Consider the following 24,910-nt stretch of genomic DNA (forward strand, 5'->3'; position numbering starts at 1 on the left):
CCTCCCGGCTCGGTCGCCCAGGTAGTTCAAATTCGAACTCGACTGTAGCTGATTGTTCAAATTTGAACAATAGGGTTAGGGTGGAGCCGTGGAGACCACGTGGCTGAACGTCCGCGAGATGGCGGTGTGGCAGAACTTCCTGGCGGCCGGCGCGCTGGTGGGTCGCGAGGTGGAACGGCAGCTCAAGCGGGAAGGGCTGTCGCACACCCAGTACGAGGTGCTCGTGCGGCTCGCGGACGCGCCGGAGGGCCGCCTGCGGATGACCGAACTCGCCGAGGCGCTCTATACCTCCAAAAGCGGTCTGACCTATCAGGTGACGCAGTTGGAGAAGGCCGGGTTGCTGGTACGCGAGGCCTGCCCGACCGACGTGCGCGGGGTCATCGCCGTACTCACCGCCGCGGGCCGGGAAAGGCTGGCGCAAGTCGCGCCGGGCCATGTCGCGACCGTCCGCCGCGTCCTCGTCGACGTGCTCACCGACGCGCAGCAGGGCGCTGTCGCGGACAGTCTGGGCGAGGTCGCGCGCCGCCTCGCTCCCTGACTCAGGCCAGCGACGCCAGCCAGTCGTGCATCCACGACAGCGCGGTCGCTCCGCCTCCGACGGGGTAGCTGCCGTAGGCGGTGTGCGCTTCGGAGCGGTAGAACTCGTCCAGCAGCCGAGCCCGTTCCTGGTTGGCCGACTCCGAGAGCTGGCTCTGCAAAAGGGGGATTCCGCCGTTGGACATCAGGTCGCCGACGATGGCGCCCATTTCCATCTGGTAGCGCCACAGGTAGGCCGGCTCGGGATGGGAGGTCTGGGCCAGGAAGCCCGCGAAGCGGGTCACGAAATCGTCCGACGCCGTGGTGCAGTACAGATCGCCGATCGCGCAGATGGTGCGGGTCTGCGGGGTGACGAGACCGAACCCGCCGATGCGCGGACCGCCCGCGCCCGCGCCGCCGACCGGTGGACCGACCAGTGCGTCGGTGGGGGAGCGGCGGGGATCGGAGATGAGCCCCACCGCGGCGATCCGATGCGGCGGCACGACGCCGAGTCCGGTGCCGATCTCGGCGGCGAGATCACCGGCGGCGTCCGCGCCCTGGCTGTAGCCCAGCAGCGCGATCCTGGTCGCGCCGCACTCCCGGCCCATCGCCGCGATCATGCCGCGCGCGTTGTCGACGGCCTCGCGTTTGGAGGCGCCGTATACCTCGCTCTCCCAAGGGAAGGCGGTCGCCGCGTAACTCACGTAGTCCACCCACGCCGAGGACGGCAGGCCGCGGGTGACTCCGGCCAGCATCCCGGGCCCGGGGCGCTCACCGTCCGCGGTGGTCTCCCATGTCCCCGGGATCGCCACCACGTACAGACTCGGGCAATCCGGTGCGGCGACGGCGGGCCCGCTGCCCGGTCCCACACACGACAGCGCCATCACCGCGAAACCGATGGCCGCCGAGATCAACTTCGATCGCATGGCGTTTGCTCCTGGTAGTACAGGCGCCGCAGGCGCTCCCCGGCAGGAATCGGCCTCCGCGGGCGCCGTGCGGTGGTCGGACCCCGGCCCCGTCGAAGGCTGCATTGAGACTCGGTGGTCTCAAAGTGCAGCCAGGATAGCGACAGTGTGGGAGAGTGCACAATCGGAGCCTGAAGTGACGCGTATCACAGTGGGTTCGGAACCGTCGGCGCTCCCCGATTGCTAGTGGCCCTGTGCGAGAAGAACTGTCATGGCCTCCGCCCATCGATCGATGGTTGCCGCGGCGGCGCGCTCGGAAGTGCGCAGCGGCCGGGACATCGCGGTGCCGCGCAGTATCGCGATGGTGAGGTCGCGGACGGCGGGGTAGCGCGGATGGGCGACCATGTCCGGACCGAACAGTGCGTCCACCACTCGCCGCAAGTCGCGCCCGGCTTTTCGTTCGGCCGCGCGCAACGCCTCGGCAAGCGCCGGATCGGTCCGCGCGGCCGCCCACAGTTCGAACTCGGCTTGCGCCGCCGGGCGTGCCATCGACTCGTACAGGGCGGTCAGGGCGCGGCGTAGGGGATCGGTCCCCGTGCCGAGTCCGGCCGCGACTTCTCGCACCGCCGCCTCGTTGCGTGCGACCAGATGTCCGACCAGTTCGCCGATCAACGCGCCGATGGTCGGGAAGTGATGCAGCAGCGCCCCGCGGCTCACGTTCGCGGCCCGCTGCACGGACAACGTGGACAGCGCCCGGTAGCCCTGCTCGGCCAGCAGGTCGGCGGCGGCGTCGAGGATGCGCACACGGGTCGCCCGCTTCTGTTCCTCGCGTCGTCCGGCCATACCAGCTCCTCCCGTCGCCGCGACATTTTCACAGTCAGTGTTGACTGTCAAATAGTGGGTGCGCCAGACTGCGGAGACCGGTTCACACCAGCGTCGAAGGGAAAGCGATGACCGACAGTGACAGCCAGGCCGACAGCGGGGCGGGCGCGTGGTATCGCAATTGGACCGAGGCACCGGACTCCCCGTGGGCCGGACGGCCCGACCCGGACGACGCCCGCGAGTACCGGACGCTGACCTACGAGCGGGACGGCCGCATCGCCCGCATCACCTTCGACCGGCCGGAGAAAGGCAACGCGATCACGCCCGATACGCCGCACGATCTGGCGCACGCGGTCGAACGCGCGGATCTGGACCCGCGGGTGCACGTGATCCTGGTGTCCGGACGCGGCAAGGGATTCTGCGGCGGCTACGACCTGAGCATGTTCGCCGAGCAGAGTTTCGCGGTGGCGGGCGGGCCCGATGAGGTGGCGGGTACAGTCGTCGATCCGGTGGTGCAGGGCCGCAATCACGATCCGGCGCGGACCTGGGATCCGATGATCGACTACGCGATGATGAGCCGGTTCAACCGCGGTTTCGCCAGCCTGATGCAGGCGAACAAGCCGACCGTGGCCAAGCTGCACGGCTTCGCCGTCGCGGGCGGCAGCGACATCGCGCTGTTCGCCGACCAGATCATCTGCGCCGACGACACGAAGATCGGCTACCCGCCCACCCGGGTCTGGGGTGTCCCGGCGGCGGGCATGTGGGCGCATCGCCTCGGTGACCAGCGCGCCAAGCGCCTGCTGTTCACCGGCGACTGCCTCACCGGGAAGCAGGCGGTGGAATGGGGCCTGGCCATCGAATCCTGGCCCGCCGCCGAACTCGACGCGCGCACCGAGGAATTCGTCGCCCGGATCGCGCGCATGCCGGTCAACCAGCTGATGATGGCCAAGCTGGCGCTCAATTCGGCGCTGTACGCACAGGGGGTGGTCAACTCCGGCATGATCAGCACCGTCTTCGACGGCATCTCCCGGCACACCAGCGAGGGATACGCCTTCCAGACGCGGGCCGCCACAACCGGTTTCCGCGAGGCGGTCCGGGAACGCGACGAACCGTTCGGCGATCACAAACGGCATCGGGCGCAGGAGTGAACCCCCGCTGAGCCGCGGGAAATCCGCACAGCGGCGAAAGGGGCGGTGGCCGCATAGCCACCGCCCCTTTGGAGCGCCCCCGCCGGATCGTCAGCGGGCGGGCGGGACGTTTCCGGTCGTCTCTTCCTCGATGCTGCTGTAGCCGAGCCGCACATCGTGCGCGACTTCGCCGCCGCTCACCGTGACCTGGCTGGTCACCGGCGGGTAGCCGCGCGCGACGATCGTGTAGTCGCCTTCGGCGAGATCCGTGACGACATAACGCCCGTTCTCGTCGGTGCGCGTCGTCGCGGTCGGCACGCCCGCGGCGTCGAGCACGCTGATCTGCACGTCCGGGACCGCCCGGCCGCCGTCCGACCAGGCCGATCCGGCCAGCACCGCCATCGGCGTGAGTTCGATGTCGTGGTGCAGCAGCCCGCTGTCCGGCACGGTCAGCGCGGTCGCGCTGGGTCGCATGTGTTCGGCGACCGCGACCAGGGTGTACGTGCCGGGCACCACGCCGTGGCACAGGTAAGCGCCGTCGGCCGCCGCGGTGGCCGAGCCGACCACCTCGCCGTCCAGGTCGGTCAGCGTGATGGTCGCGCCGGGCAGCGGCTCGCCGTTCCTGCCGGACCGGACTACACCGGACAGCTCGCCGGAGCCGAGCAGGGTGATGTCGAGTTGCTGCGGACGGTCAACGACGGTGACGTTCACCGCGGCGGGCTGATGCCCGGCGGCCGAGACGATCAGCACGTAGCCGCCCGAGTCGGGCGCGCCGAGGAGGTAACTGCCGTCTGCGCCGCCGCCCGTGCGCGCGGCCTGCCGCCCGTGCTGGTCGATCAGCGTGAGCGCCGCCGCGGGCACCGGACGGCCGTCCTCACGATGGACATAGCCGCTGAGCGAACGCCCTTCGTGCTCCGCGCCGTCGAAGCTCGCCCGAGGTTCGCGCCGGTGTGCGCCGTTGCTCGCGGGATCGCCCGCGCCGTAGCCGCCCGCGGCCGCGGCGAGCACCGGTTCCGGCTCCGACAGCGCCTGCGCGGCGCCTTCCCAGACCTGATCCGCGTCCCACTGCGACTCGGCGGTTTCCGGCTCCTCGACCGGCGTCTGCGCGACGGGCGCCGGAGCGTCCTGCAGCGGAATCTCTTTCATGAACATCAGCACCACGCAGGCCAGCAGCGCGACCCCGGCCGCCGTGTAGAACACGCCGTGCATGGATTCGGTGAAGCCGGTGAGGATCGGCACCTTCAGCGCCTCGGGCAGCGCCGCGATGCCGCTGGTGTTGGACTGCATGCCGCTGAGCTGGTCGGCGCCGAACCCGGGCGGCAGCGCGCCGCCGAACGCGTCGATGATCCGGTTCGGCAGCAGGTTGAACAGGATGGTCAGGAACACCGCTACGCCGAGCGTGCCGCCCATCTGCCGGAAGAACGTGGCCGAGGCGGTGGAGACACCCATGTCCTTACGCGGTCCGGCGTTCTGCGCCGCGATGATCAGCGTCTGCATGCAACAGCCGAGCCCGAGCCCGATCACCGCGCCGATCGCCAGCGGCTGCCACAGCGCGCTGTCGTAGTGCACCTGCGCGTACAGGGCCGCACCGACCGCGACGATGAACGTGCCGGTCACCGGCAGGATCTTGTAGCGCCCCGTCTGCTTGGTGATCCGGCCAGCCGCCTGCGAGCCGACGGTGATGCCGAGCACCAGCGGCAACATGAGCAGGCCCGCCTTCGTCGGCGAGTAGCCGCGCACGACCTGGAAGTACTGCGGAACCATGGTGATCGCGCCGAACATCGCCACACCGACGATGAATCCACCGGCGATGGTGACGCTGAAGGTCGAGTTCCGGAACAGCCGCAAGGGGATCAGCGCCGAGTCCTTCATCAGGAACTCCACCAGGACGAACAGCGCCAGCCCCGCCGCCCCGATGCCGTAGCAGAGCAGCGACTTCTCCGACGACCATCCCCAGTGGCGTCCCTGTTCGGCGACGATCAGCAGCGGCACCACGCCGATGGTCAGCGTCAGCGCGCCGAACCAGTCGATCCGGTGGTGCTGGCGCTGGTGCGGCACGTTGAGCACCTTGGCCACCACGAGCAGGGCGAGCAGGCCGACCGGGACGTTCACCAGGAACACCCACCGCCAGCCTTCGATGCCGCCGAGTTCTTCGTAGTCGGAGAAGAAGCCGCCGAGCACCGGGCCGAGCACCGTCGCGGTGCCGAAGACCATCATGAAATAGCCCTGATAGCGCACCCGTTCCCGCACCGGGACGATATCGCCGATGATGGTGAACGCCAGCGACATCAGTCCGCCCGCGCCCAGGCCCTGGAACGCGCGGAACGCGGCGAGCTGGTACATCGAATCGGCGAAGGTGCACGCCACCGAGCCGATGACGAACAGTCCGATCGCCGTGAGATAGAACGGTTTACGGCCGTAGATGTCGGCCAGTTTGCCGTACAGCGGCGTCGTGATCGTCGCGGTGATCAGGTAAGCGGTGGTCGCCCACGCCTGCTCGTCGAAACCGTGCAGGTCGTTGGCGATCTTGACGATCGCGACGCTGACGATGTTCTGGTCGAGCGCGGCCAGGAACATGCCGAGCAACAGCCCGGACAGGATGGTCAGGATCTGCCGGTGCGACAGTGACGTGTCCGCGCCCGCGTCCGGGTTCCGCGGAGCCCGGATGGTGGAATTCGTCATGAATGAGCCCTATTTCGGATCGGCGTGGTGTCGGGGAGTGGTGGTCTCTATTCCTGCGGTGAGCCGGTCGAGCAGTGCGGTCAAGGTGTCGCGATCGGTCGCGGGCCAGTCGGCCAGGATGTCGGCCAGCCACCGGTTGCGCAGCGCGCGGTTCTCCTCGAAGACGCGAACGCCTTCCGCGGTGGCCGCCAGCACGCACGCGCGGCCGTCGACCGGGTCGGCCCGGCGCTCCACCAGGCCGTGCGCCACGAGTGATCTGCTCTGTCTGCTGATGGTCGATGCCTCGGTGTGCAGCAATTCGGCGAGCCTGCCCGCGCGCTGCGGTCCCTCGTGCACCAGGCAGAAGAGCACGGAGTAGGCGAGTCGTTCCAGGCCGTCCGGACCGGGCCGAGCGGGCAGCCACTTCGCCCGGTTGACCGCGCGCATGAACCGGACCAGTCGCTGACCGAGTTCGTCGGCGGCCGCGAGTTCGGCCGCCGTGCCCCGGCGCTCGCGAGCGGTTGCGGACATGACACCACCTCGAATGTTCCCCACCAGCAGTTTTGATTAGCAACCACAACTAGTTGCTTTGAGCAACTATACATCCGGGTTGCCAGAGGTCTGCGCGGTGGGCCACTCGCGAGCCGCGTTGCTACCGTCGATGGCGTGTCCGAGCCGCTTGTTCGCTTCCGCGCAGCCCTGCCGTCCGATTGCCGATGGGAGCCGGTCGGCGGCGGGGAGTCCGGTGCCCGGGTATTCCGGTCCGCCGACGGGTCCCGCTACGCCAAGTGTGTCGCCACCGGCGAGGTCGCCACCCTCGCGCTGGAACGGGACAAGATCACCTGGCTCGACGGCCACGATATACCCGGCCCTCGGGTACTGGACTGGCGGCCCGATGGGGACGGGGCCTGCTTGGTCACCAGCGCCGTGCCCGGTGTGCCCGCGAACGCCGTTTCCGCGCAAGATCTCGCCCTCGCATGGGATTCCATCGCGGACACGGTGCGGCGCCTGCACGATCTACCCATCGCGGAGTGCCCGTTCGACCGTGGCCTGGCGCGGATGTTCGCGCTCGCCCAGGACGTGGTGGTCCGGGGTGCGGTGCACACCGAGTTCCTTCCCGAGGAGCAGCAGGAGACTCCGCCCACCGTCCTGCTCACCAGGCTGGCCACACAGTTGGAGCCCAGGATGACGCAGGAGTCCGCCGAAGCGGTAGTCTGCCACGGCGATCTGTGCCTGCCGAACATCATCCTCGATCCGGAAACGCACACCGTCGCCGGATTCGTCGACCTCGGCCGCCTGGGCATCGCCGATCCGTACGCCGATATCGCTCTGCTGCTGGCCGATGCCAGGGAGTCATGGCAGGACGAGCGGCGCGCCGGAAACGCCGACCGCGCCTTCGCCGATCGCTACGGCATCGATCTGGATGCCGAGCGGCAGCGGTTCTTCCTCCATCTCGATCCGCTCACCTGGGGTTAGCTCGAGTCACGTCGCGGGCTGAAGCAGCACCGCGGTGCCGTAGGCCGCCACCTCGCTCATGGTGCCCGCGATCTCGTTGCAGTCGAAGCGCATGGCGATGACCGCGTTCGCGCCGAACGACATCGCGTGCTGGCACATCCGCATGATCGCCTCGTGCCGGGACTGGTAGAGCAGCTGGGTGTACTCGGGAATCTCCCCGCCGCCCAGCGAACGGAAACCGGCGCTGAAGTTCGACCCGAAGCTGCGGCTGCGCACGGTGAGTCCGGCGACCTCGCCGAACACCCGGACGATCTCCTGGCCGGGCACGTCGTTCATGGTGGAGACCAGGATCGGGAACTGCGGTCCGGGCGGCGGGGGCGGGGGATACGGCTGGGGTGGCTGCTGATGGGCGGGATATTGTGGGTACGGCTGCGGCGGCTGGCTCATGTGCGGGATGCTACGGGCGGCGGCGATTCCGTTGCGGCCGAGGTATGCCCGCCGGTCCGGAACCGCACCGACCGCCCGGTCCTGATCAGCCGGTATCGCGCGTTCCGGGGACCGCCGCGCCGCAATTCGGGCTTTTCTGTTGAGCATTCGACCGACAGAATCCGAAGAGATATGCAATGTTGTTATTGCGCAACGGCATTGAGAGGGAACCCACGGTGGCCGAGTAGGCACCGTAAAAGGGGGTGCGGCGAGATCATGTCGTCGAACACGTCCGAGCCCGGCGGCCGACGCGCCCGCCGAGGCCAGGTCCGGACCGGACGCGTGCCCACGTGGCCGGGAATGATCTCCGGACAGGAGCCGCCGCCCCGCGGCGACCGGCATCCGGCCTCCCGCGCTCGCCGCCGCGCTCGTCGCGGCCCACGCCGCGCTTGGCTGGTCGGCGGCGTCGGGCTGGCCGCATCGCTCGCCGCCGCCGCGCTGGTCCTGGTGTACACGGACGCGGCCTCCGCGCCACGGCAATCGGCCACGGTGGCGGACCCGGTGCTCGGCGGCGGCCCAGGCTGCGAGCCGACCCGGGGTGGACAGTTGGTGCGCGGCAACGGCACCGGCTCGACCGCGTCGGGGCCGGAGGTGATCCTGGCGTTTCAGCACGCCTACTACGTGACTCGCTCGGGAGCGGTCGCGCGATCGCTGACGGTGCCGGACGCCGCGGTGCCACCGGTCGCCGTGATCGACGCGGGCATCGCCTCCGTGCCCACGGGAACGCAGCACTGCGTCCTGATCACCCCCATGCTCGACGGACGCTACGACGTGGTCATCACCGAGCTGCGCCCCGACTCCGCCAATCGCACCTATCGCCAATTCGTCACCGTGGCCACCACCGACGGTAAGGCCACCATCATCAAGATCGCCGCGCCGAACTGAGTTCGGCCGATCTTCCGTTGTGCCGTTCGCGCAGGTGGGCTTTCGTTACGATGTCACTGCCGTGGCGGTCGATCGGCGCGAAACGCATGGCATCTGCGGTCGATTCCAGGGGAGGTCGTCGATGGTGTTCGCCCGGTGGTGTGCGCTTGCCGGTACGGCTATTTCGATGCTGCTGGCGCTGCCGGCCGCACCGTCGGCGGCGGAGCCGGAACTTCCGGGGGCGGTGGCGCCGCCCGAGCAGGACCCTTTCTATCGGCCTTCCGCCGATCTGGTGACGTCGAAGCGGCCCGGCGAGATCCTCGCCGCGCGGCCGGTCGCCATCGCCAATCAGCTCGGCGGGGCGCTGGCCGCCGAGGCCTGGCAGGTCTCCTATCGGTCCGGCAACAGCGCCGATCAGCCCATCGCCGCCGTCGCGACATTGCTGAAACCCTTCGCGGGGAACGGCAAATTGGTGTCCCTGCACGCCGCCGAGGATTCCACCGGACTGTTCTGCGCGCCGTCCTACACGGTGCGCCGGTCGGCGCAGGCCGGTCTGCTGGACGGGCAGATCGACCCGTTGCGCAGCGCCCCGGCGTTGCTGGCGCAGGGATGGACGGTCGTGGTGCCGGACCATCAAGGCCCGAATTCGGCGTTCGCCCACGGCCCGCTGGCCGCGCGGATCGCCTTGGACGGCATCCGCGCCGCGGAGCGTTTCGGTCCGCTGCACCTGCCGGGAGCGGCCACCGAGGTGGCGATGTGGGGATACTCGGGAGGGTCGATCCCCACGCTGCACGGCGCGGAACTGCGCAGCGCCTACGCGCCGGAGGTGAATCTCGTCGGCGTCGTCTCCGGCGGTACCGATGTCGATCTCGAAGTTCTGTCCCGCGAGGCGAACAAGGGGCCCGGCGCCGGTCTGGTCGCGGCCGCCATCATCGGTCTCGCGCGCGAGGAACCGGAACTGGACGCCTACCTGTGGGTGAACGCCACACCACGCGGACGGCAGCTACTGACCGCGAAGGACCGCGGTTGCGTGCTGCACCAAGCCGCCCTGGAACCATTCCTCGACATAGACAGCCTGGTGCAAGGGGGCATCCTGCACACGCCGGTGCTGCGTGCCGTCTTCGACCGGACCAGGATGGGCAAGTCGGTCCCCGACACCCCGGTCTTCCTCTATCACGCGACCGCCGACTGGCTCGTCCCCATCGGCCCCGCCGACGCGCTCGCCTCCAGCTACTGCCGCGATCCCGCCGCACGAGTCACCTACATCCGCGACCATGCGAGCGAACACCTGAGCCTCAACACACTCGCCGAGAACCGCGTGATCGCTTGGCTGCGCGACCGGTTCGCGGGAGTGCCGATGGAGGACAACTGCACCGTCACCGATATGGGCTCCATCGCGCTCGGGCGATGAAAGTCTCCGAACCGCCCTACTCGAGCCCGGCGACCTTCCGGCAGCGCCGGTCCAGGTAGTTGATCAGCATCCAGAAGTCCTTGAACGCCGGGTTCGTGGTCTGGCCGTGGTGGTAGCGGTAGTAGATCTGCTGGGCGATGACGGCCAGGCGGAACAGTCCGAAGACCTCGTAGAACGGCCAGTTCTCGGCCGAGCGGCCGGTGCGCGCGCAATAGTGTTCGACGATCTGCGCGCGGGTCAGCATGCCCGGCAGGTGACTCGGCTGGCGGCGGGAAGCGCGCATGACCTCGTCGTCGTCCGCCTGCACCCAGTAGGCCAGTGCCCCGCCGAGATCCATCAGGGGATCGCCCAGGGTCGCCATCTCCCAGTCCAGCACGCCGACGATCGCGCCGGAGCCCGCAGGGTCCAGCACCAGATTGTCGAGCCGGAAGTCGTTGTGGATGACGGTGGTGGCGACGTCCGCGGGCTGGTTCGCGTCGAGCCAGGCCATCACCGCGGCGAAATCGCTGACATTGTCGGTGCGGGCGTCCACGAAGCGCCGCGACCAGCCCGCGACCTGGCGCGCGACATAACCGGCGCCCTTGCCGATTCCGGTGAGACCGGCCGCGACCGGGTCCACTTCGTGCAGCTCGATCAAGCAGTCGAAAGCCGTGGTGGACAGCCGTCGCGCCTGGTCCGGGGACAGGCTGGTGCCTGCGGGGAGATCGCCGCGCAGGATGGTGCCCGCCACGCGCTCCATCACGTAGAACTCGCTGCCGATCACCTCCGGATCGGCGCAGCGAGCCACCATCCGCGGCACGTAGCGGTAGTGCGGGCGCAACCGCTGCTGCACCAGGAATTCGCGGCCCATATCGTGCGCGGAAGCCGCCTTGGTGCCGCCGGGCGGGCGGCGCAGGATCAAGTCGCGATCCGGGTACCGCAGCAGATACGTCAGATTGGACGCGCCTCCGGAGAATTGGCGCACCTCGGGCGGCTCGCTCAGACCGGGCACCTGCTCGGCGAGCCAGGCGTGCATCGCGGCGACGTCGAAGGCGTCCTCCGCGCGGACGGCGGCGGCGTCCGCGACGTTCACCGGTCGGTTCCGTATTTGCGCAGCTCCTGCCGGGCGATCACGCCGAGGTGCACCTCGTCGGGACCATCGGCGAAGCGCAGCGAACGAATGCCCGCGAATGCGCGCGCCAGCGGGAAATCGTCGGAAAGTCCTGCCCCGCCGTGCAACTGGATCGCCATGTCCAGCACTTCCTGGGTCATCCGCGGCACGACCGCCTTGATCTGGGAGACCTCGCTGCGCGCGCCGGCCAGTCCCTTGGTGTCCAGCAGCCAGGCGGTGTGCAGGACGAGCAACCGCGCCTGGTCGATCGCGACGCGCGCGTTGGCGATCCGCTCCCGGTTCCCGCCGAGGTTGGCCAGCGGCTTGCCGAACGCCGTGCGCGACAGGGCGCGACGGCAGGCCAGTTCGAGCGCGCGCTCGGCCAGGCCGATGGCGCGCATGCAGTGGTGGATGCGGCCGGGCCCGAGGCGGCCCTGGGCGATCTCGAATCCGCGCCCCGGCCCGGCGATCACGGCGTCCAGCGGAAGGCGCACGTCGGTGAAGGTGACCTCGCCGTGCCCGAAGGGCTCGTCCAGGTAGCCGAAGGTGCTGAGCATCCGTTCGACCCGCACGCCGGGCGTGTCCACCGGGACCAGCACCATGGAGTGCCGCTGATACGGGTGCGCCTCCGGGTCGGTCAGGCCCATGAAGATGACGAACGCGCAGTTCGGATGGCCGATGCCGGTGCTCCACCACTTGCGGCCGTTGAGCACGATCTCCTCGCCGTCCACCACGGCGGTCGCGGCCATATTGGTCGCGTCCGAGGAGGCGACATCGGGTTCGGTCATGCAGAACGCCGAGCGGATCGTTCCGTCCAGCAGCGGCCGCAACCACTGCTCCCGCTGCTCGGCGCTGCCGTAGTGCAGCAGGACCTCGGCATTACCGGTATCGGGCGCGTTGCAGTTGAACACCTCCGACGCCCAGCCGGAGGCCCCCATCACCTCGGCCATCGGCGCGTACTCGACGTTGCTCAGGCCCGCCCCGAGTTCCGGATCGGGAAGGAAGAGGTTCCACAGACCCGCCGCCCGCGCCTTCTGCTTCAGCTCTTCCACCACCGGCGGCACCGCCCAGGGCGATTCTCGCAGGGCGGCCGCGTGCTCTTCGTCGCGCGGCTCGATCTCGTCGCGCACGAACTGCCGCACCTGGTCGGTGAGGCGGACGGCTCGGTCGGAGTGCGTGAAATCCATACCCATCCTCGTGGCTCGCTGAGCATTGCTCAACTTCCGGTCGAGTCCATTGGTAGCATATTGTTGAGCATTGCTCAATAGAGGAGGGTGGATGACCGAGGTTGCCGTGCAGGCGAGCGGCCGACGCTCGGCGGACGACCGGCGCAGACAACTGATCGGCATCGGTCTGGGCATGCTGATCGATCGCCCATGGCACCAGATCACCATCGACGCGGTCGCGCAGCAGGCGGGCATCTCGCGCGGGCTGCTCTTCCACTATTTCCCCACCAAGCAGGACTACTACGCACAGCTCGTGCACGCCGCGTCGCAGCGATTCCTGCGCGGTACCGGCCCCGACCCGGACGCCGCCGACCCGCTCGCGTCGATGATCGCCAATTTCGTCGGCTACATGCGCAGGCGCAGTGGACCGCTGGTGCGACTGCTTCGCGCCGCCGGGCAGGATCCGGTGCTCGAGTCGATCATGGAGCGGATGCACGACGAGCTGACCGATCGGGTGTTCGCCGCGCTCGGCAGGCCCGCGCGGTCGACCGCCGAGCGCCTGGTGGTGCGATCGTGGTGGGCGATGGCCGAGGACCTCACGGTGCAGTGGTTGTCGCGCGACGACGTAGACCAGGACCGGCTGGACCGGCTGCTGTTCGACACGTTGACCCGGGTGCTCGACTCGGTGGACGCCGAAAGCTGAGCGGTTCGCCCGCCCGGGAATCGCCCTGCGAAACTCATCGGCGATTCGGTGGAGTACACCGGAAATACCCGCGGGCCGAGGGCCGGTGCGGAGAGTGGCCGGGCCCGGTGCCGCCGAGGGGCGAATCTCGGCGGCACCGGCGTATCCGAACGCGCTGCGGGAGCGCACGCGCCGCCGCGAAGGGAAAGCGCGCCACTCCAGCATAGAGCGATCAATGGTCTGGTGCGCGGCGGCGAAGAAGTGCCTGCGACCCGAGGGAAATCACCTCGTGCCGCGTGTGTCGGCCGCGGCGCGCCGAATAGTTGGGTGAGATGGCAAATGAACAGTTTCGCCAGTAGCGGTGGATCGACTATGAATGAAACGTGCCGTTGCCATACGTGATCACTTGTCTGCCATCGACTCTCCCGTGCGGGGAGCGCTGATGGTCATCGAACATCCCATCGAGGACGAGGTTACACAGCTGGCGAGGCGGGTCGAGAAGGCCCGTGGACGGCTCGCCTACCAGTTCGATCCGGCGCTGACCGAGGCGCTGTCGGAGGACGAACTGTATGCCGAACGTGAGCTCGCCGAACGGATTCGCACCCAGGAGCGCGCACAGCGCTGGAAAGAGGCGCAGGCTGCCGCCGCGGCATCCGACCGCGCAAGGCAGACCACCGAAGCGATCGAGAAGGCCGACATGCGAGACCTCCTGCTCGCCCGCAAGGCGATTGCCGCGCAACGACGCGAATCCAGCCCGCACGCGAAGCTGGCCTCGCTCTACCGGCATCGGTCCTGGTCGCTGCGCGCGCTGGCCGGTGTCGTCGCGGCGGGCATGCTGTGGTCGGCGGTCAACGTCCAGCACAACATCGCTCCCGGTGGCGCGACCGATCCGCTGTACTGGTTCAGCTACCTGCTCGAAGGCATGATCAGCGTCTGCCTGATCATCATCATGATCGGCACCAACAAGGTCGCCGAATGGGGCGTGGTGGACAACCGCCGCCAGGTAGCGACCGCCGAAATGGCCCTGCTGGCCTTGACGGTCAGCCTGAACACCTACCCCTACCTGCGCATGGGCGCCTGGTACGACGCGGCCGTGCACGCCATCGCGCCGGTGATGATCGGTGTCGCGCTGCTCATCCACGACGCGGCCAGCGCCCGCTACGGCCTCGCCATCGCCAGGGCCACCGAGCAGGTCCGCGACCTGCCCGACCCGGCCGAGCAGATCCGGCTCACGCTGCCCCGATACCGGATGCCGGTGGCGCAGGAGGCTCCGGGCATCCCGCATGAGCACGTGATCCCCGAACCGCAGCCCGCCGTGGTGGCGCCCCCGGTGGAGGTCGTCGAGCCGGAGGCGGTGGAGGCCGTCGAAACCAACGGCGCGCAGGTGGAATTCGAAGAGCAGCCCGAGGTCGTGGCGCAGGTCGAGAAGAAGCGGCCGCCGGTCGAGACGCCGCGCAAGCCGGTGCTGCCCGAGTCCATCGAAGACCTCGACGCGATGGAAGTCTTCCAGACGCGTCCGACGACGCCGGTGAAGGTCGAAGACGCCGACGTCACGATCGCCGCCAACGGCCACGCGCCCACCAACGGCAAAAAGCTCGTCGCGAGCGAGCCTGTCGCGCCCGCACCGGTTGCGGCGGCCAAGTCCGAGGACCGGCCCGCCGCGCGGGTGCCCGTCGAAGAGCCCACCGCGGCGAAGGTGGTCGTCCGGCAGCCGTCTTCGGCCAAGCCGAACACCACAGTCTCCGCGGCGGAGGTTCCGACGGCCGAACTCCCGGCAGTCGCCCGGCGCCCGTCGGCCGAGGTGAAGAGCGACAGTCCGGCGCCGGAGCCCAAGAACGGCAAGGACGCTCCCAAGCCCGACGTCGCGCAGCCGCCGACAGCCCGCACCCCGGATATCTACGACACCGGTTCATTCCGCGTCGCCGACATCCTGGAGCAGGAACTCGCCGAGTTGCAGGCCGAACGCCGCCGCGCTCGTGCAGCGAGCAGGCAGCGTTCCGCCTCTACAGCGGGCCGCGAGTCCTAGCGAGCCCCGTCTTCGACGATGCCCGCCCGCGCGCTACGCGCGGGCGGGCATCGGCGTCTTCGACGCACCGCTCGGGGATCGGGTCGCCGCTGCCGTCAGGAGGCCGCTCACGGCGTCGACGGACCGTGGCTCGACTGCTGAGAGCGGATCTGCCGAGGGCAGCGAGGGAGCGGTTCGGCGCCGCGTGTGCGGCACCGTGGAGCCATGGCTCACGATGACAAGACCCCGATGTTCAGCTGGCGGGCGCGAGAACAACTGCTCAGCCGCCGCATAGTCGTGCTCGACGGCGCGCTCGACGACGACAACGGGACGCTGCTGATGACCCAGCTGCTCACACTCGCCGCCGAGGACCCGGACGCGGGCATCTCGCTGTGGATCCACTCGCCGGGCGGATCGGTTCCCTCGATGCTCGCCATCCGCGACGTGATGCGGCTGGTGCCGTGTGAGGTCTCCACGCTCGCGCTCGGATTGGCTTGCAGCGCGGGACAATTCCTGCTGTCGTCGGGGAGCAAGGGCAGGCGTTTCGCCCTGCCGCACGCCCGGGTGCTGATGCACCAGGGGTCGGCGGGCATCGGCGGCACCGCCGTCGACGTCGAGGTCCAGGCCGACGATCTGCGCTACACCGTCGACACGGTGCTCGGCATCATCGCCGAGGACACCGGCCAGCCGTTCGACCGGATCTACGAGGATTCGCTGCACGACCGCTGGTTCACCGCCACGCAAGCCAAGGAGTACGGCTTCATCGACCACATCGTCGACTCGTTCGGGCAGATCGTCCCGCAACGCCAGCGAATCGGGATCTCGGCATGAGCGGTCAGGCCCGGAGGCGGCAGCGCAGCGTGACCACGGAGGGCCCCGCTCATGCCGGAAGTGGACACCGCATGAGCGGTCAGGCCCGGAGGCGGCAGCGCAGCGTGACCACGGAGGGCCCCGCTCATGCCGGAAGTGGACACCGCGTGAGCGGTCAGGCCCGGAGGCGGCAGCGCAGCGTGACCACGGAGGGCCCCGCTCATGCCGGAAGGGACACATTATGAGTACTTACACCATTCCCAATGTGATCGCGCAGCATCCACGCGGCGGCGAGCGGATCACCGACATCTACTCCCACCTGCTCGCCGAGCGCATCGTCTACCTCGGTACGCCGATCGACTCGGGCGTGGCCAACGCGCTCATCGCGCAGCTGCTGCACCTGGAATCGGAGAGCCCCGAGCAGGAGATCAACCTGTACATCAACTGCGAGGGCGGCGATCTTCCCTCCATGCTCGCGGTGTACGACACCATGCAGCACATCCAGTCGCCTGTGCAGACCACCTGCGTCGGTCAGGCGATCGCGGTCGGTGCGGTGTTGCTGGCGGGCGGTGAGCCCGGCCGCCGCGCCATGCTCCCGCACGCCAGGGCGGTACTGCACCAACCCGCCGCGCGCGGGCAGGGAACGATCCCGGATCTGATCCTTCAGGCCGACGAGCTGGTGCGGATGCGGGCGGAGATCGAGTCGATCCTGTCGCGGCACACCGGGCAGACGGTGGAGCGGCTCCGGCGCGACACCGACCGCGACCGGGTCTTCACCGCCTCGGCCGCGGTCGAATACGGCCTCGTCGATCAGGTCTTGGGGCGGCGGGACTAGGCCGCCAGGGCCATGAGCGTGGGCCCGGCGCCGGAACGCGGCGCCGACCGCTGCAAGAAGGCGAACCGGCGGCGGGCGCGGAGTTCGTCCGCCACCTGGCCGGTGAGCTCACCCAGCGTGGTGCCGAGGGATCCGGCCAGGGCGGCGATCATCTCGCTCGACGGCTCCTTACGGCCCCGCTCCACCTCGGACAGGTACTGCGGGGAAATGCCTGCCCGCCGGGCGGTTTCGACCAGTGTCTCGCTGCGGTCCTGCCGCAGGGTGCGCAACTGTTCGCCGAGCACCTCGCGCCACAGGGGTTCCGTGGGCGTCGCCGGGACCTGCGGCCGGTCGTCGCGTCCACCGGGAATCGAGTGAAGTCTCGGGTGCTCGCTCATGAGCAGAGCGTACGGTCCCGGAGCGTGGGTCTGCCCGGCATTACGCTCTGGGCGGACGGGTGCGGCGATTTGGGCGGATTCGGCGTGGTCGCCGTCGTAATCCGAGCGGAGGCGAGCATGATGGGAAACCATGCCCGAGAATTCGAAGGTCTCCGATCTCAAGCCGCGCAGCCGCGACGTCACCGACGGCCTGGAGAAGACCGCCGCCCGAGGGATGTTGCGCGCGGTCGGCATGGGCGACGAGGACTGGGAGAAGCCGCAGATCGGCGTGGCCTCCTCGTGGAACGAGATCACGCCGTGCAATCTGTCCCTGGACCGGCTCGCCCAGGCGTCCAAGGATGGCGTCTTCTCCGGTGGCGGCTTTCCCATGCAGTTCGGCACCATCTCGGTGTCCGACGGCATCTCCATGGGGCACGAGGGGATGCACTTCTCCTTGGTCTCGCGCGAGGTGATCGCCGACAGCGTCGAGACGGTGATGCAGGCCGAGCGGCTCGACGGTTCGGTGCTGCTGGCCGGTTGCGACAAATCACTGCCCGGGATGCTGATGGCCGCGGCCCGGCTGAACCTGTCGAGCGTGTTCCTGTACGCGGGGTCGATCCTGCCCGGCATCGCCAAGCTCTCCGACGGCAGCGAGCGTGAGGTGACGATCATCGACGCGTTCGAAGCGGTCGGTGCCTGCGCCCGCGGGCTGATGAGCCGCGAGGACGTGGCCGCCATCGAACGGGCGATCTGTCCCGGTGAGGGCGCCTGCGGCGGCATGTACACCGCCAACACCATGGCCAGCGCGGCCGAAGCGCTGGGCATGTCGCTGCCCGGCAGCGCGGCGCCGCCCGCGACCGATCGTCGTCGCGACGGTTACGCCCGGCGCAGCGGCGAGGCCGTGGTCGAGTTGATCCGGCAGGGCATCACCCCCTCCGACATCCTCACCAAACCCGCCTTCGAGAACGCGATCGCGGTCGTCATGGCGTTCGGCGGCTCCACCAACGCGGTGCTGCACCTGCTGGCCATCGCGCACGAGGCGAACGTCGATCTATCGCTGGACGATTTCGCGCGCGTCGGCCGCCGCGTGCCGCACCTCGCCGACGTCAAACCCTTCGGTCAGCACGTGATGACCGACGTGGACCGGATCGGCGGCGTGCCGGTCATGATGAAGGCTTTGCTCGATGCCGGTTTGCTGCACGGCGACTGCCTGACCGTGACGGGAAAGACGGTGGCGGAGAACCTGGCCGACATCACTCCGCCGGATCCCGACGGCAAGGTGATCCGGGCGATGGCGTCGCCGATCCATCCGACCGGTGGCATCACCATCCTGTCCGGTTCGCTCGTGCCGGATGGCGCCGTCGTCAAGTCGGCGGGCTTCGACTCCGACGTATTCACCGGCACGGCCCGGGTTTTCGACCGGGAACGCGCAGCGATGGACGCGCTCGAGGACGGCACGATCGCGGCGGGTGACGTGGTCGTCATCCGGTACGAGGGCCCGAAAGGCGGTCCCGGGATGCGCGAGATGCTGGCCATCACCGCGGCGATCAAAGGCGCGGGACTGGGCAAGGACGTTCTGCTGCTCACCGACGGACGCTTCTCCGGCGGCACCACCGGCTTGTGTGTCGGGCACGTCGCACCGGAAGCCGTGGACGGCGGCCCGATCGCCTTCGTGCGCCACGGCGACCAGATCCGCCTCGATGTCGCCGCGGGCACCCTCGACCTGTTGGTCGACGCCGAAGAACTCGCCCGCCGTCGCGAAGGCTGGAAACCCCTGCCGCCCCGCTACACCCGCGGTGTCCTGGCCAAATACACGAAGCTGGTGGGCTCGGCCTCGATCGGGGCCGTCTGCGACTGAGGGCGGCACGGCCGTCTCGTGGTCACACCGCCGGCAGCCGCGCCCGAATCGCGTATTGCGTCGTCGGATTCGGTGCCAGGTCCGGCGGGACCGGGCTCGGCTGTGCGAACTCGGTCAGCACGAACCTCGTTCGGCCGCGAGGAACTCGGTGAGCAGCGGCACCAGTGCGTCCGGCGCGTCGAGCGGGATGATGTGACCACAGTCCGGGATCAGGTGGTGGGTCAGATCGTCGGTGATGGGGGTCAATTGGCGGGCCAGCGCGTCGCCCACCGGATGCGCGCCGACAGCCATGGTCGGGACGGTGAGGCGACAGCCGCGCACCGCGTCCCGGATCTGCTGGGCACTGGTCGGCATGGCGCGGTAGTACTCGAACGCGCACCGCAGTGCCGCGGGATCGTTGTAGGCGTCGATGAAGGCCTCCCGGATCGGGCTGCGTACACCGCGGCCGAGAGTACCGGCCCGCAGGAACCAATCGATGTACTCGGATTCGTTTCCCGCGAGCACCTTTTCAGCGAGGCCGGGCACCGCGTGGAAGTCGAACCACCACGGTCGCGCGCCCGCCGAGAACGCTTCGGCGCCGGGCAGCGTACCCAGCAGAGATTCCATCAGCACCAGCCGACGCACCCGTTGGGGCCGGCGCACGGCCAGCAGGAAAGCGGGCGGTGTCCCCGCATCGATACCGACGACGGCCGCGGCGGGCTCGTCGAGCGCGTCCAGCAATCCTTCGGCATCGGCGGACAGATTCGCCGCGTCGTAACCATCGGCCGCTCGGGTAGCTGCTCCGAGGCCACGGAGGTCGGGCGCGATCACCCGATGTCGTCTCGCCAGCGGCCCGATCACGTCGCGCCACAGTTGCCAGGTGTGCGGGAATCCGTGCAAGAGCAGTACGGCAGGCCCGTGCCCGGCGATCGCGACATCGGTCTCGATGCCGTTGGTCGCGATTCGCCGGATCACAATGTCGGAAGATGTCGACAACACCACAACTCCTGGTCACTTCGGGTTACCAGGTGACGGTAGGTAAGCTCCGGTCCCCTGCCAAGAAGGCACTTTCGACTCAGGTGGTGAACCCCGAGTGACTACCCCTCCTTCGCGTAAGCGCCCCGGCGTTCGTGGCGATCTGTTCGATCCAGGCTGTCCGACGCGGCGTTTGCTCGATCGGATCGGCACCAAGTGGGTGTCGATGGTGGTGAAACTGCTTGCCGAGGCCGCGCCGGGGGAGGTGCGTTTCGCAGAGCTCCAGCGGCGTATGCCTGGCATTTCACAGAAGATGCTCTCGGTCACCCTGCGGAATCTGACGCGCGACGGACTGGTCGCGCGGCGCGTCGAACCGACCGTGCCGCCGCAGGTGCACTACTCGATCACGGATCTCGGCTCGTCCTTGGAGATTCGGCTCGCGGCACTGCGGGACTGGGCCGAAACGCACATGGCGGACATCGACCGCTTCCGTGCTGACCAGACGCCCTGACCATCGATGGGCCCAGCAGCCCCGCGCGGAGCGAAATCCATGCCGCGCGGAGCTCCCGAGGCCGTACTACTCGCCTGCCGCCACCCGGGCGATCAGGGCAGCGACCACGTCAGGCGTGGACACCGACACGGCGTGTGAGGCCGCGACCTCGACAGCCTCGGCTCCCGCGCGCTCGGCCATGAATCGCTGCGCTTCCACTGGAATGTTCTTGTCCTCGCTTGTGATCAGCGCGTACGACCGGATGTTCCGCCAGGCGGTGGCGGTCGCGGGCTGCTGCAAGGCGTCCAGGGCTACCGGCCGCTGGGTCGCGGCCATCAGTTCGGCGGTGGCGGCGGGCACGTCGGCGGCGAACTGCTGGTGGAACTCCTCCTGCCGGATATAGAGCTCTGTGCCGGTGCCTTCGTCCGGAAGCGGGTAGGAGGCGGGCCGCGTGGTCGGCCCGAGCGTCGATCCGGGGAACTTGTCGGTCAATTGCAGTGCGCTCTCGCCCTCGTCGGGGATGAACGCGGCGACGTAGACGAGCGCTTCGACATTCGACTTCCCAGCGGCAGCGACCGTGATGACGCTCCCGCCGTAGGAATGGCCGACCAGAACGCACGGCCCTTCCACGGAGTCGAGAACCGAGGCCACATAGGCGGCGTCGCTGTCGAGGCCGCGCAGCGGGTTGGCGGCCGCGATCACGGAATGCCCTTGTGCGCGTAGCCGTTCGACAACCCCGTTCCAGCTGGAGGAGTCAGCGAACGCACCGTGGACAAGCACGATGGTCGGCGCGGAAGTATCGGTGCTCACGAGTGTGGTCCCTTCGAGGTCAGGCAGGGTGCAGGGCGGACCGCAGCGTCGCGACGGCCTGCGCTACCGCGCCCTTGGCGGCATGGGTGTCGTGCAGCGAGTTGACCATCACGAAGTCGTGGACGATGCCGCCGTAGCGCACCTGCGTGACCGGCACGCCCGCGGCGCGCAACTTGCCCGCGAAGGCCTCGCCCTCGTCGCGCAGCACGTCGGCTTCGGCGGTAATCACCAGCGCGGGCGGCAGCCCGGCCAGCTGCTCGGTGGTCGCCCGCAGCGGCGAGGCGGTGATCTGCGCGCGCTCGTCCGCGCTGGTGGTGTACTGATCCCAGAACCACTTCATGCCCTCGCGCGTGAGGAAGTACCCCTCGGCGAACTGCTGGTAGGAGCCGGTGTCGAAGTTGGCGTCGGTCACCGGGTAGAACAGCACCTGCTGCACGAAGGAGACGTCGCCGCGCTCCTTGGCCATCAGGGTCAGCGCGATGGCCATGTTGCCGCCGACCGAGTCACCCGCGATCGCGATCCGGGACGAGTCGAGGCCCTTCTCCGCGCCGTTGGCGGTGACCCACTGGGCAACCCGGTAGGACTGCTCGTTGGCCACCGGGTAGCGCACATCCGGCGACCGATCGTATTCGGGGAACACCACGGCGGCGCCGGCGCCTACGGCCAGATCGCGCACCAGGCGGTCATGGGTATGGGCGTCGCCGAACACCCATCCCGCGCCATGGGTGTACACGATCACCGGCAGCGTCTCGGTGACGCCTTGCGGCTTGACGATCCGGACCCGCACGGAGCCGGTCGGCCCGCCCTCGACGGTGATCCACTCCTCGTCGATCTCGGGCTTGAAGATCGGCGCGTCCTGCACGGAGTCCACCGCCTTGCGGCCCTCCTCGGGCGCGAGCTGGTAGAGGAACGGCGGCTGCGAGGTCGCGTCGACGAACTCCTGCGCCGCCGGTTCGAGCGAGATACCCAGCGGGTTTCCTGACATGATCGTGCCTCTCTCGTAAAGGTGGTGGGAACTTTTGTGGCTCAGGCCGAGTGGGCGATCGCGTCTGTGATGACGGCCACGACCTCGTCAGGGTGGGTCTGCATCACCAGGTGTGGTCCGTCGATCTCGACCACGGCGCGGAATCCGGCGCGCTTGTAGCCGAATCGCTCGACGTCGGGATTGATCGTGTGGTCGGCGCTGGACACGATGCCCCACGCCGGTTTCGTCTTCCACGCGGCCGCCGAGGCGGGCTCGCCGAACGCGATCGCCGACAACGGCCGTTGCGAGACCGCGAGGACCGCGGCCTTCGCCGGATCGAGGCCCGCGGCGAAGATCTCGGGGAATGCGGCGATGTCGACCGAGACATCCGTGCCGGGCTCGGCGCCTTCGATCGGGTACGGCGCGTAGACAAGGTTGGCCGCCAGGTCGGAATCCGGGAACCCGCCCTGCAACTGCCCGAGGCTCTCGCCTTCCTCCAGGGCATAGCCGGACACGTAGACCAAGCCCATGACGTTGTCGGCGACGCCGGCCACGGTGATGACCGCGCCGCCATAGGAATGCCCGGCCAGCAGCACGGGCCCGTCGATCTGCTCCACGAACGACTTGATGTAGGCCGCGTCGGCCGACAGGCTGCGATTGAACACCGGGGGGACCAGGACGCGATGGCCTCGGTCGAGCAACCGTTCGGTGACGGGGGCCCAGCTCGCGGCGTCGGCGAAGGCGCCGTGCACCAGGACGATGGTCGGACTTGCCGGGGCTGACATGGTGTTCCTTTCTCCAGCGCTCGCAAGTGGCGCTGCGGCCGACTCAGTCTCGGCCGCACGCCCCGCTTCGCGCCCCTCCCCACGGGCCACAAAAGCCTCTGATCAGGACACGGCCTGCTCCAGCACCAGATCCGTGCGGGCGGTCGACCGGAAGCGCTGCTGGTACTTGCGCGGGGAGATGCCCAGACGGGTCACGAACGCGCGACGCAACGCCTCGCTGGTGCCGTAGCCCGCGGCCATGGCGGCCTCCGTCACGCTGTATCCGGCGTGCAGCATGTCCCGGGCCGTTCCGAAACGGATGAACGCGACGTACTCCGCGGGCGAGCGTTCGAGTTCCGCGCGGAACAGCCGGGTCAGATGCCGGACGCTGACGCGCGCGTGGGCGGCCAGTGTCTGGACGGTGTGCGGAAACGCCGGGTCGGCGCAGATGAGGTCCACGACTCCGCGAACCAGTGGGCTGCGCGGCGCCGGTCCGCTCAGCGACGCGGAGAACTGGGATTGACCGCCGGCGCGCTGCATGTGCACCACGAGCGACTGGGCGACGTGCCGGGTGACGTCGGCGCCGTGGTCCTCTTCGACCAGCGCCAGCGCCAGATCGACGCCCGCGGCGACCCCCGCCGAGCTGTACAGATTACCGTCCCGCACGAAGATCGCGTCCGGATCCACCTGGATCGCCGGGTAGCGCCGCGCCAGTTCGGTCGCGAATTTCCAGTGGGTGGTCGCCCGCCTGCCGTCGAACAGGCCCAGATCGGCCAGCACGAACGCGCCGCTGCAGATGGACGCCAGTCGCCGCGTGTTGCAGGAGAGATGCCGCGCGGCGGCCAGCACCTCGGGAGTCACGAATTTGCCGGGTGGCAGTTCGCTTCCCGGGATCACCACCGTGTCGAAACGGCCCGAGTCCTCGGCCGCGCAGCTCACCTCGACCCGCGCGCCGATCGAGGTCTGCGCGTCCTTGCCATCGGCCGAGACCAGGACCACCTCGTACCCCGCCACCGACTGGTTCGCCTCGACGAAGACCTCCGCGGGCCCGACGAAGTCGAGCATCTTCACGCCGTCGAACAGCAGGATGCCCACACGTTTGCTGGGCGGAGCGGCGAAGTTGTAGGACATGTCAACAGTATTATGGAGGTACGGCTCCAGAACAAGTGATGTGCCGGACCTCGCACACCGATTGGTACGGTGAGCCCATGGGACGGCCGCGCCAGTTCGACGAATCGAACCTGCTCGACGCCGCGACCGAGCTGTTCTGGTCGAAAGGTTTCGACAGCACATCGGTGGAGGACGTCTCGCTGGCGACCGGCGTCGGGAACGGAAGCATCTACGCCGCCTACGGCAGCAAGCAGGGTCTGTTCCTGGCCGCGTTCGAACGTTATTGCCGGCGCCGCACGCGGCTGGTCCGCGAGGCCATCGGTTCGGCGCGCGGTTCGGCCCGCTCCGCGGTGCGCGGGCTGTACCAGGCGATCATCGAAGACTGCGCCGCGCAGCCGGATCGGCGAGGTTGCCTGATGATCAACAGCATCGCCCAGCTCGCCGGCCGGATACCCGAAGTCGCCACCATCGGCAGCCGGACCACCACGGAGATGGAACAGGGCGTCGCCGACCGGCTGCGACCCGCGATGCGCGAGGCCGGAGACGACGACGAAGCCACGCTCTCGGCTGTCAGCGCCAATGTCGTGGTGGTCGCCCAGGGGCTGATCCAATTGAGCCGCCTGGGATTTCCCGCGCAGCGGCTGCACGAGATCGCCGATGTGTCGAGTGCGGCGCTGCCACCGGCCTGGGCCGACCAGCTCGTGCACTGACCCGGTCGAGGACATCGGCCGCCATCGGTCTCCGCCCGAGTGCAGGTGTGCGCCCTGCG

Annotated in this window: 25 protein-coding genes; 12 read left to right on the plus strand and 13 right to left on the minus strand. The window is 69.0% G+C overall.

The window, feature by feature from the left end:
* The first annotated feature begins 88 nt into the window (after positions 1-88).
* Positions 89-538: a MarR family transcriptional regulator gene (locus ABZ420_RS23205; protein ID WP_245659921.1), complete on the plus strand. Its 450-nt coding sequence runs from the start codon at positions 89-91 to the stop codon at positions 536-538.
* 1 nt (position 539) lies between these two features.
* On the opposite strand, the gene ABZ420_RS23210 is transcribed toward ABZ420_RS23205, so the two are convergent.
* Entirely contained in the window at positions 540-1,442 is a 903-nt protein-coding gene (locus tag ABZ420_RS23210; protein WP_357126220.1) for a cutinase family protein, read from the minus strand.
* A gap of 222 nt (positions 1,443-1,664) precedes the next feature.
* Complete coding sequence (locus tag ABZ420_RS23215) at positions 1,665-2,264, minus strand: helix-turn-helix domain-containing protein (RefSeq protein ID WP_357126223.1); 600 nt, start codon at positions 2,262-2,264, stop codon at positions 1,665-1,667.
* A gap of 107 nt (positions 2,265-2,371) precedes the next feature.
* Here ABZ420_RS23215 and ABZ420_RS23220 point away from each other — a divergent pair, with 107 nt between their 5' ends.
* On the plus strand, positions 2,372-3,391 hold the full coding sequence (locus ABZ420_RS23220) for a crotonase/enoyl-CoA hydratase family protein (protein WP_357126225.1): 1,020 nt from the start codon (positions 2,372-2,374) through the stop codon (positions 3,389-3,391).
* 90 nt (positions 3,392-3,481) lie between these two features.
* Here the strand turns inward: ABZ420_RS23220 and ABZ420_RS23225 are convergent, their stop codons facing one another.
* Positions 3,482-6,052, minus strand: coding sequence for an MFS transporter (locus ABZ420_RS23225; RefSeq protein WP_357126228.1), 2,571 nt, complete (start codon positions 6,050-6,052; stop codon positions 3,482-3,484).
* A gap of 9 nt (positions 6,053-6,061) precedes the next feature.
* A complete protein-coding gene (locus tag ABZ420_RS23230; protein ID WP_357126231.1) occupies positions 6,062-6,562 on the minus strand; it encodes a MarR family winged helix-turn-helix transcriptional regulator in 501 nt (166 codons plus the stop codon).
* 135 nt (positions 6,563-6,697) lie between these two features.
* On the opposite strand from ABZ420_RS23230, the gene ABZ420_RS23235 reads away from it, so the two are divergent.
* A complete protein-coding gene (locus ABZ420_RS23235; RefSeq protein ID WP_357126233.1) occupies positions 6,698-7,507 on the plus strand; it encodes an APH(3'') family aminoglycoside O-phosphotransferase in 810 nt (269 codons plus the stop codon).
* Between the two features lie 6 nt (positions 7,508-7,513).
* On the opposite strand, the gene ABZ420_RS23240 is transcribed toward ABZ420_RS23235, so the two are convergent.
* Entirely contained in the window at positions 7,514-7,837 is a 324-nt protein-coding gene (locus ABZ420_RS23240) for a YbjQ family protein (RefSeq protein WP_217999093.1), read from the minus strand.
* A 435-nt stretch (positions 7,838-8,272) separates the two neighbouring features.
* Between ABZ420_RS23240 and ABZ420_RS23245 the strand changes: the two genes are divergently transcribed.
* Together ABZ420_RS23245 and ABZ420_RS23250 are read left to right on the plus strand one after the other, a co-directional pair.
* Complete coding sequence (locus ABZ420_RS23245; protein WP_357126236.1) at positions 8,273-8,857, plus strand: hypothetical protein; 585 nt, start codon at positions 8,273-8,275, stop codon at positions 8,855-8,857.
* 121 nt (positions 8,858-8,978) lie between these two features.
* Positions 8,979-10,247 carry a lipase family protein gene (locus ABZ420_RS23250; protein ID WP_357126239.1) on the plus strand — a complete coding sequence of 423 codons (1,269 nt, stop codon included), beginning with the start codon at positions 8,979-8,981 and terminating at the stop codon, positions 10,245-10,247.
* Between the two features lie 16 nt (positions 10,248-10,263).
* Here ABZ420_RS23250 and ABZ420_RS23255 read toward each other — a convergent pair whose 3' ends face one another.
* Both ABZ420_RS23255 and ABZ420_RS23260 read right to left on the minus strand, forming a co-directional pair.
* On the minus strand, positions 10,264-11,319 hold the full coding sequence (locus ABZ420_RS23255) for a phosphotransferase family protein (RefSeq protein WP_357126242.1): 1,056 nt from the start codon (positions 11,317-11,319) through the stop codon (positions 10,264-10,266).
* Positions 11,316-12,524, minus strand: a complete 1,209-nt coding sequence (locus tag ABZ420_RS23260; RefSeq protein WP_357126245.1) for an acyl-CoA dehydrogenase family protein — start codon at positions 12,522-12,524, stop codon at positions 11,316-11,318. The genes ABZ420_RS23255 and ABZ420_RS23260 overlap by 4 nt, the downstream gene beginning before the upstream one ends.
* A gap of 91 nt (positions 12,525-12,615) precedes the next feature.
* On the opposite strand from ABZ420_RS23260, the gene ABZ420_RS23265 reads away from it, so the two are divergent.
* The 4 genes from ABZ420_RS23265 to ABZ420_RS23280 all read left to right on the plus strand — a co-directional run bounded on the left by ABZ420_RS23265 (position 12,616) and on the right by ABZ420_RS23280 (position 16,835).
* Positions 12,616-13,206: a TetR/AcrR family transcriptional regulator gene (locus tag ABZ420_RS23265; RefSeq protein WP_357126248.1), complete on the plus strand. Its 591-nt coding sequence runs from the start codon at positions 12,616-12,618 to the stop codon at positions 13,204-13,206.
* A 421-nt stretch (positions 13,207-13,627) separates the two neighbouring features.
* Positions 13,628-15,211: a hypothetical protein gene (locus ABZ420_RS23270; protein WP_357126251.1), complete on the plus strand. Its 1,584-nt coding sequence runs from the start codon at positions 13,628-13,630 to the stop codon at positions 15,209-15,211.
* 204 nt (positions 15,212-15,415) lie between these two features.
* Entirely contained in the window at positions 15,416-16,021 is a 606-nt protein-coding gene (locus ABZ420_RS23275; RefSeq protein WP_040865262.1) for an ATP-dependent Clp protease proteolytic subunit, read from the plus strand.
* A 220-nt stretch (positions 16,022-16,241) separates the two neighbouring features.
* Positions 16,242-16,835 (plus strand): ATP-dependent Clp protease proteolytic subunit, encoded by a 594-nt coding sequence (locus tag ABZ420_RS23280; RefSeq protein WP_040865263.1) that lies wholly within the window; start codon positions 16,242-16,244, stop codon positions 16,833-16,835.
* Here ABZ420_RS23280 and ABZ420_RS23285 read toward each other — a convergent pair.
* The gene (locus tag ABZ420_RS23285; protein ID WP_357126254.1) at positions 16,832-17,212 is read right to left on the minus strand and encodes a helix-turn-helix transcriptional regulator; all 381 of its coding nucleotides are present in this window, start codon (positions 17,210-17,212) and stop codon (positions 16,832-16,834) included. The two genes, ABZ420_RS23280 and ABZ420_RS23285, sit on opposite strands and share 4 nt — an antisense overlap.
* 130 nt (positions 17,213-17,342) lie before the next feature.
* Between ABZ420_RS23285 and ilvD the strand changes: the two genes are divergently transcribed.
* On the plus strand, positions 17,343-19,049 hold the full coding sequence (ilvD, locus tag ABZ420_RS23290) for a dihydroxy-acid dehydratase (RefSeq protein WP_357126257.1): 1,707 nt from the start codon (positions 17,343-17,345) through the stop codon (positions 19,047-19,049).
* Positions 19,050-19,163: 114 nt separating this feature from the next.
* Here the strand turns inward: ilvD and ABZ420_RS23295 are convergent, their stop codons facing one another.
* Complete coding sequence (locus tag ABZ420_RS23295; RefSeq protein WP_357126260.1) at positions 19,164-20,024, minus strand: alpha/beta hydrolase; 861 nt, start codon at positions 20,022-20,024, stop codon at positions 19,164-19,166.
* A 97-nt stretch (positions 20,025-20,121) separates the two neighbouring features.
* On the opposite strand from ABZ420_RS23295, the gene ABZ420_RS23300 reads away from it, so the two are divergent.
* On the plus strand, positions 20,122-20,514 hold the full coding sequence (locus ABZ420_RS23300; protein WP_357126263.1) for a helix-turn-helix domain-containing protein: 393 nt from the start codon (positions 20,122-20,124) through the stop codon (positions 20,512-20,514).
* Between the two features lie 66 nt (positions 20,515-20,580).
* Here ABZ420_RS23300 and ABZ420_RS23305 read toward each other — a convergent pair whose 3' ends face one another.
* The 4 genes from ABZ420_RS23305 to ABZ420_RS23320 form a co-directional block, all read right to left on the minus strand.
* Positions 20,581-21,303 carry an alpha/beta hydrolase gene (locus ABZ420_RS23305; protein ID WP_357126266.1) on the minus strand — a complete coding sequence of 241 codons (723 nt, stop codon included), beginning with the start codon at positions 21,301-21,303 and terminating at the stop codon, positions 20,581-20,583.
* A gap of 19 nt (positions 21,304-21,322) precedes the next feature.
* Positions 21,323-22,288, minus strand: coding sequence for an alpha/beta hydrolase (locus ABZ420_RS23310; RefSeq protein WP_357126269.1), 966 nt, complete (start codon positions 22,286-22,288; stop codon positions 21,323-21,325).
* Between the two features lie 41 nt (positions 22,289-22,329).
* Positions 22,330-23,052, minus strand: a complete 723-nt coding sequence (locus ABZ420_RS23315) for an alpha/beta hydrolase (protein WP_357126273.1) — start codon at positions 23,050-23,052, stop codon at positions 22,330-22,332.
* Positions 23,053-23,154: 102 nt separating this feature from the next.
* Positions 23,155-24,162, minus strand: coding sequence for a DJ-1/PfpI family protein (locus tag ABZ420_RS23320; RefSeq protein WP_357126276.1), 1,008 nt, complete (start codon positions 24,160-24,162; stop codon positions 23,155-23,157).
* 77 nt (positions 24,163-24,239) lie between these two features.
* On the opposite strand from ABZ420_RS23320, the gene ABZ420_RS23325 reads away from it, so the two are divergent.
* Positions 24,240-24,851 (plus strand): TetR/AcrR family transcriptional regulator, encoded by a 612-nt coding sequence (locus tag ABZ420_RS23325; protein ID WP_357126279.1) that lies wholly within the window; start codon positions 24,240-24,242, stop codon positions 24,849-24,851.
* Positions 24,852-24,910: the final 59 nt, after the last annotated feature.

It is taken from the genome of Nocardia sp. NPDC005745, assembly GCF_040630775.1.
Lineage (GTDB): Bacteria > Actinomycetota > Actinomycetes > Mycobacteriales > Mycobacteriaceae > Nocardia.

Excerpts from the sequence above, each read along its gene's own strand:
- ABZ420_RS23210 (WP_357126220.1), bottom strand. The coding sequence starts at position 1,442 with ATGCGATCGAAGTTGATCTCGGCGGCCATCGGTTTCGCGGTGATGGCG.
- ABZ420_RS23215 (WP_357126223.1), bottom strand. The coding sequence starts at position 2,264 with ATGGCCGGACGACGCGAGGAACAGAAGCGGGCGACCCGTGTGCGCATC.
- ABZ420_RS23220 (WP_357126225.1), top strand. The coding sequence starts at position 2,372 with ATGACCGACAGTGACAGCCAGGCCGACAGCGGGGCGGGCGCGTGGTAT.
- ABZ420_RS23225 (WP_357126228.1), bottom strand. The coding sequence starts at position 6,052 with ATGACGAATTCCACCATCCGGGCTCCGCGGAACCCGGACGCGGGCGCG.
- ABZ420_RS23230 (WP_357126231.1), bottom strand. The coding sequence starts at position 6,562 with ATGTCCGCAACCGCTCGCGAGCGCCGGGGCACGGCGGCCGAACTCGCG.
- ABZ420_RS23245 (WP_357126236.1), top strand. The coding sequence starts at position 8,273 with ATGATCTCCGGACAGGAGCCGCCGCCCCGCGGCGACCGGCATCCGGCC.
- ABZ420_RS23250 (WP_357126239.1), top strand. The coding sequence starts at position 8,979 with ATGGTGTTCGCCCGGTGGTGTGCGCTTGCCGGTACGGCTATTTCGATG.
- ABZ420_RS23260 (WP_357126245.1), bottom strand. The coding sequence starts at position 12,524 with ATGGATTTCACGCACTCCGACCGAGCCGTCCGCCTCACCGACCAGGTG.
- ABZ420_RS23265 (WP_357126248.1), top strand. The coding sequence starts at position 12,616 with ATGACCGAGGTTGCCGTGCAGGCGAGCGGCCGACGCTCGGCGGACGAC.
- ABZ420_RS23270 (WP_357126251.1), top strand. The coding sequence starts at position 13,628 with ATGGTCATCGAACATCCCATCGAGGACGAGGTTACACAGCTGGCGAGG.
- ABZ420_RS23275 (WP_040865262.1), top strand. The coding sequence starts at position 15,416 with ATGGCTCACGATGACAAGACCCCGATGTTCAGCTGGCGGGCGCGAGAA.
- ABZ420_RS23280 (WP_040865263.1), top strand. The coding sequence starts at position 16,242 with ATGAGTACTTACACCATTCCCAATGTGATCGCGCAGCATCCACGCGGC.
- ABZ420_RS23285 (WP_357126254.1), bottom strand. The coding sequence starts at position 17,212 with ATGAGCGAGCACCCGAGACTTCACTCGATTCCCGGTGGACGCGACGAC.
- ilvD (WP_357126257.1), top strand. The coding sequence starts at position 17,343 with ATGCCCGAGAATTCGAAGGTCTCCGATCTCAAGCCGCGCAGCCGCGAC.
- ABZ420_RS23310 (WP_357126269.1), bottom strand. The coding sequence starts at position 22,288 with ATGTCAGGAAACCCGCTGGGTATCTCGCTCGAACCGGCGGCGCAGGAG.
- ABZ420_RS23315 (WP_357126273.1), bottom strand. The coding sequence starts at position 23,052 with ATGTCAGCCCCGGCAAGTCCGACCATCGTCCTGGTGCACGGCGCCTTC.
- ABZ420_RS23320 (WP_357126276.1), bottom strand. The coding sequence starts at position 24,162 with ATGTCCTACAACTTCGCCGCTCCGCCCAGCAAACGTGTGGGCATCCTG.
- ABZ420_RS23325 (WP_357126279.1), top strand. The coding sequence starts at position 24,240 with ATGGGACGGCCGCGCCAGTTCGACGAATCGAACCTGCTCGACGCCGCG.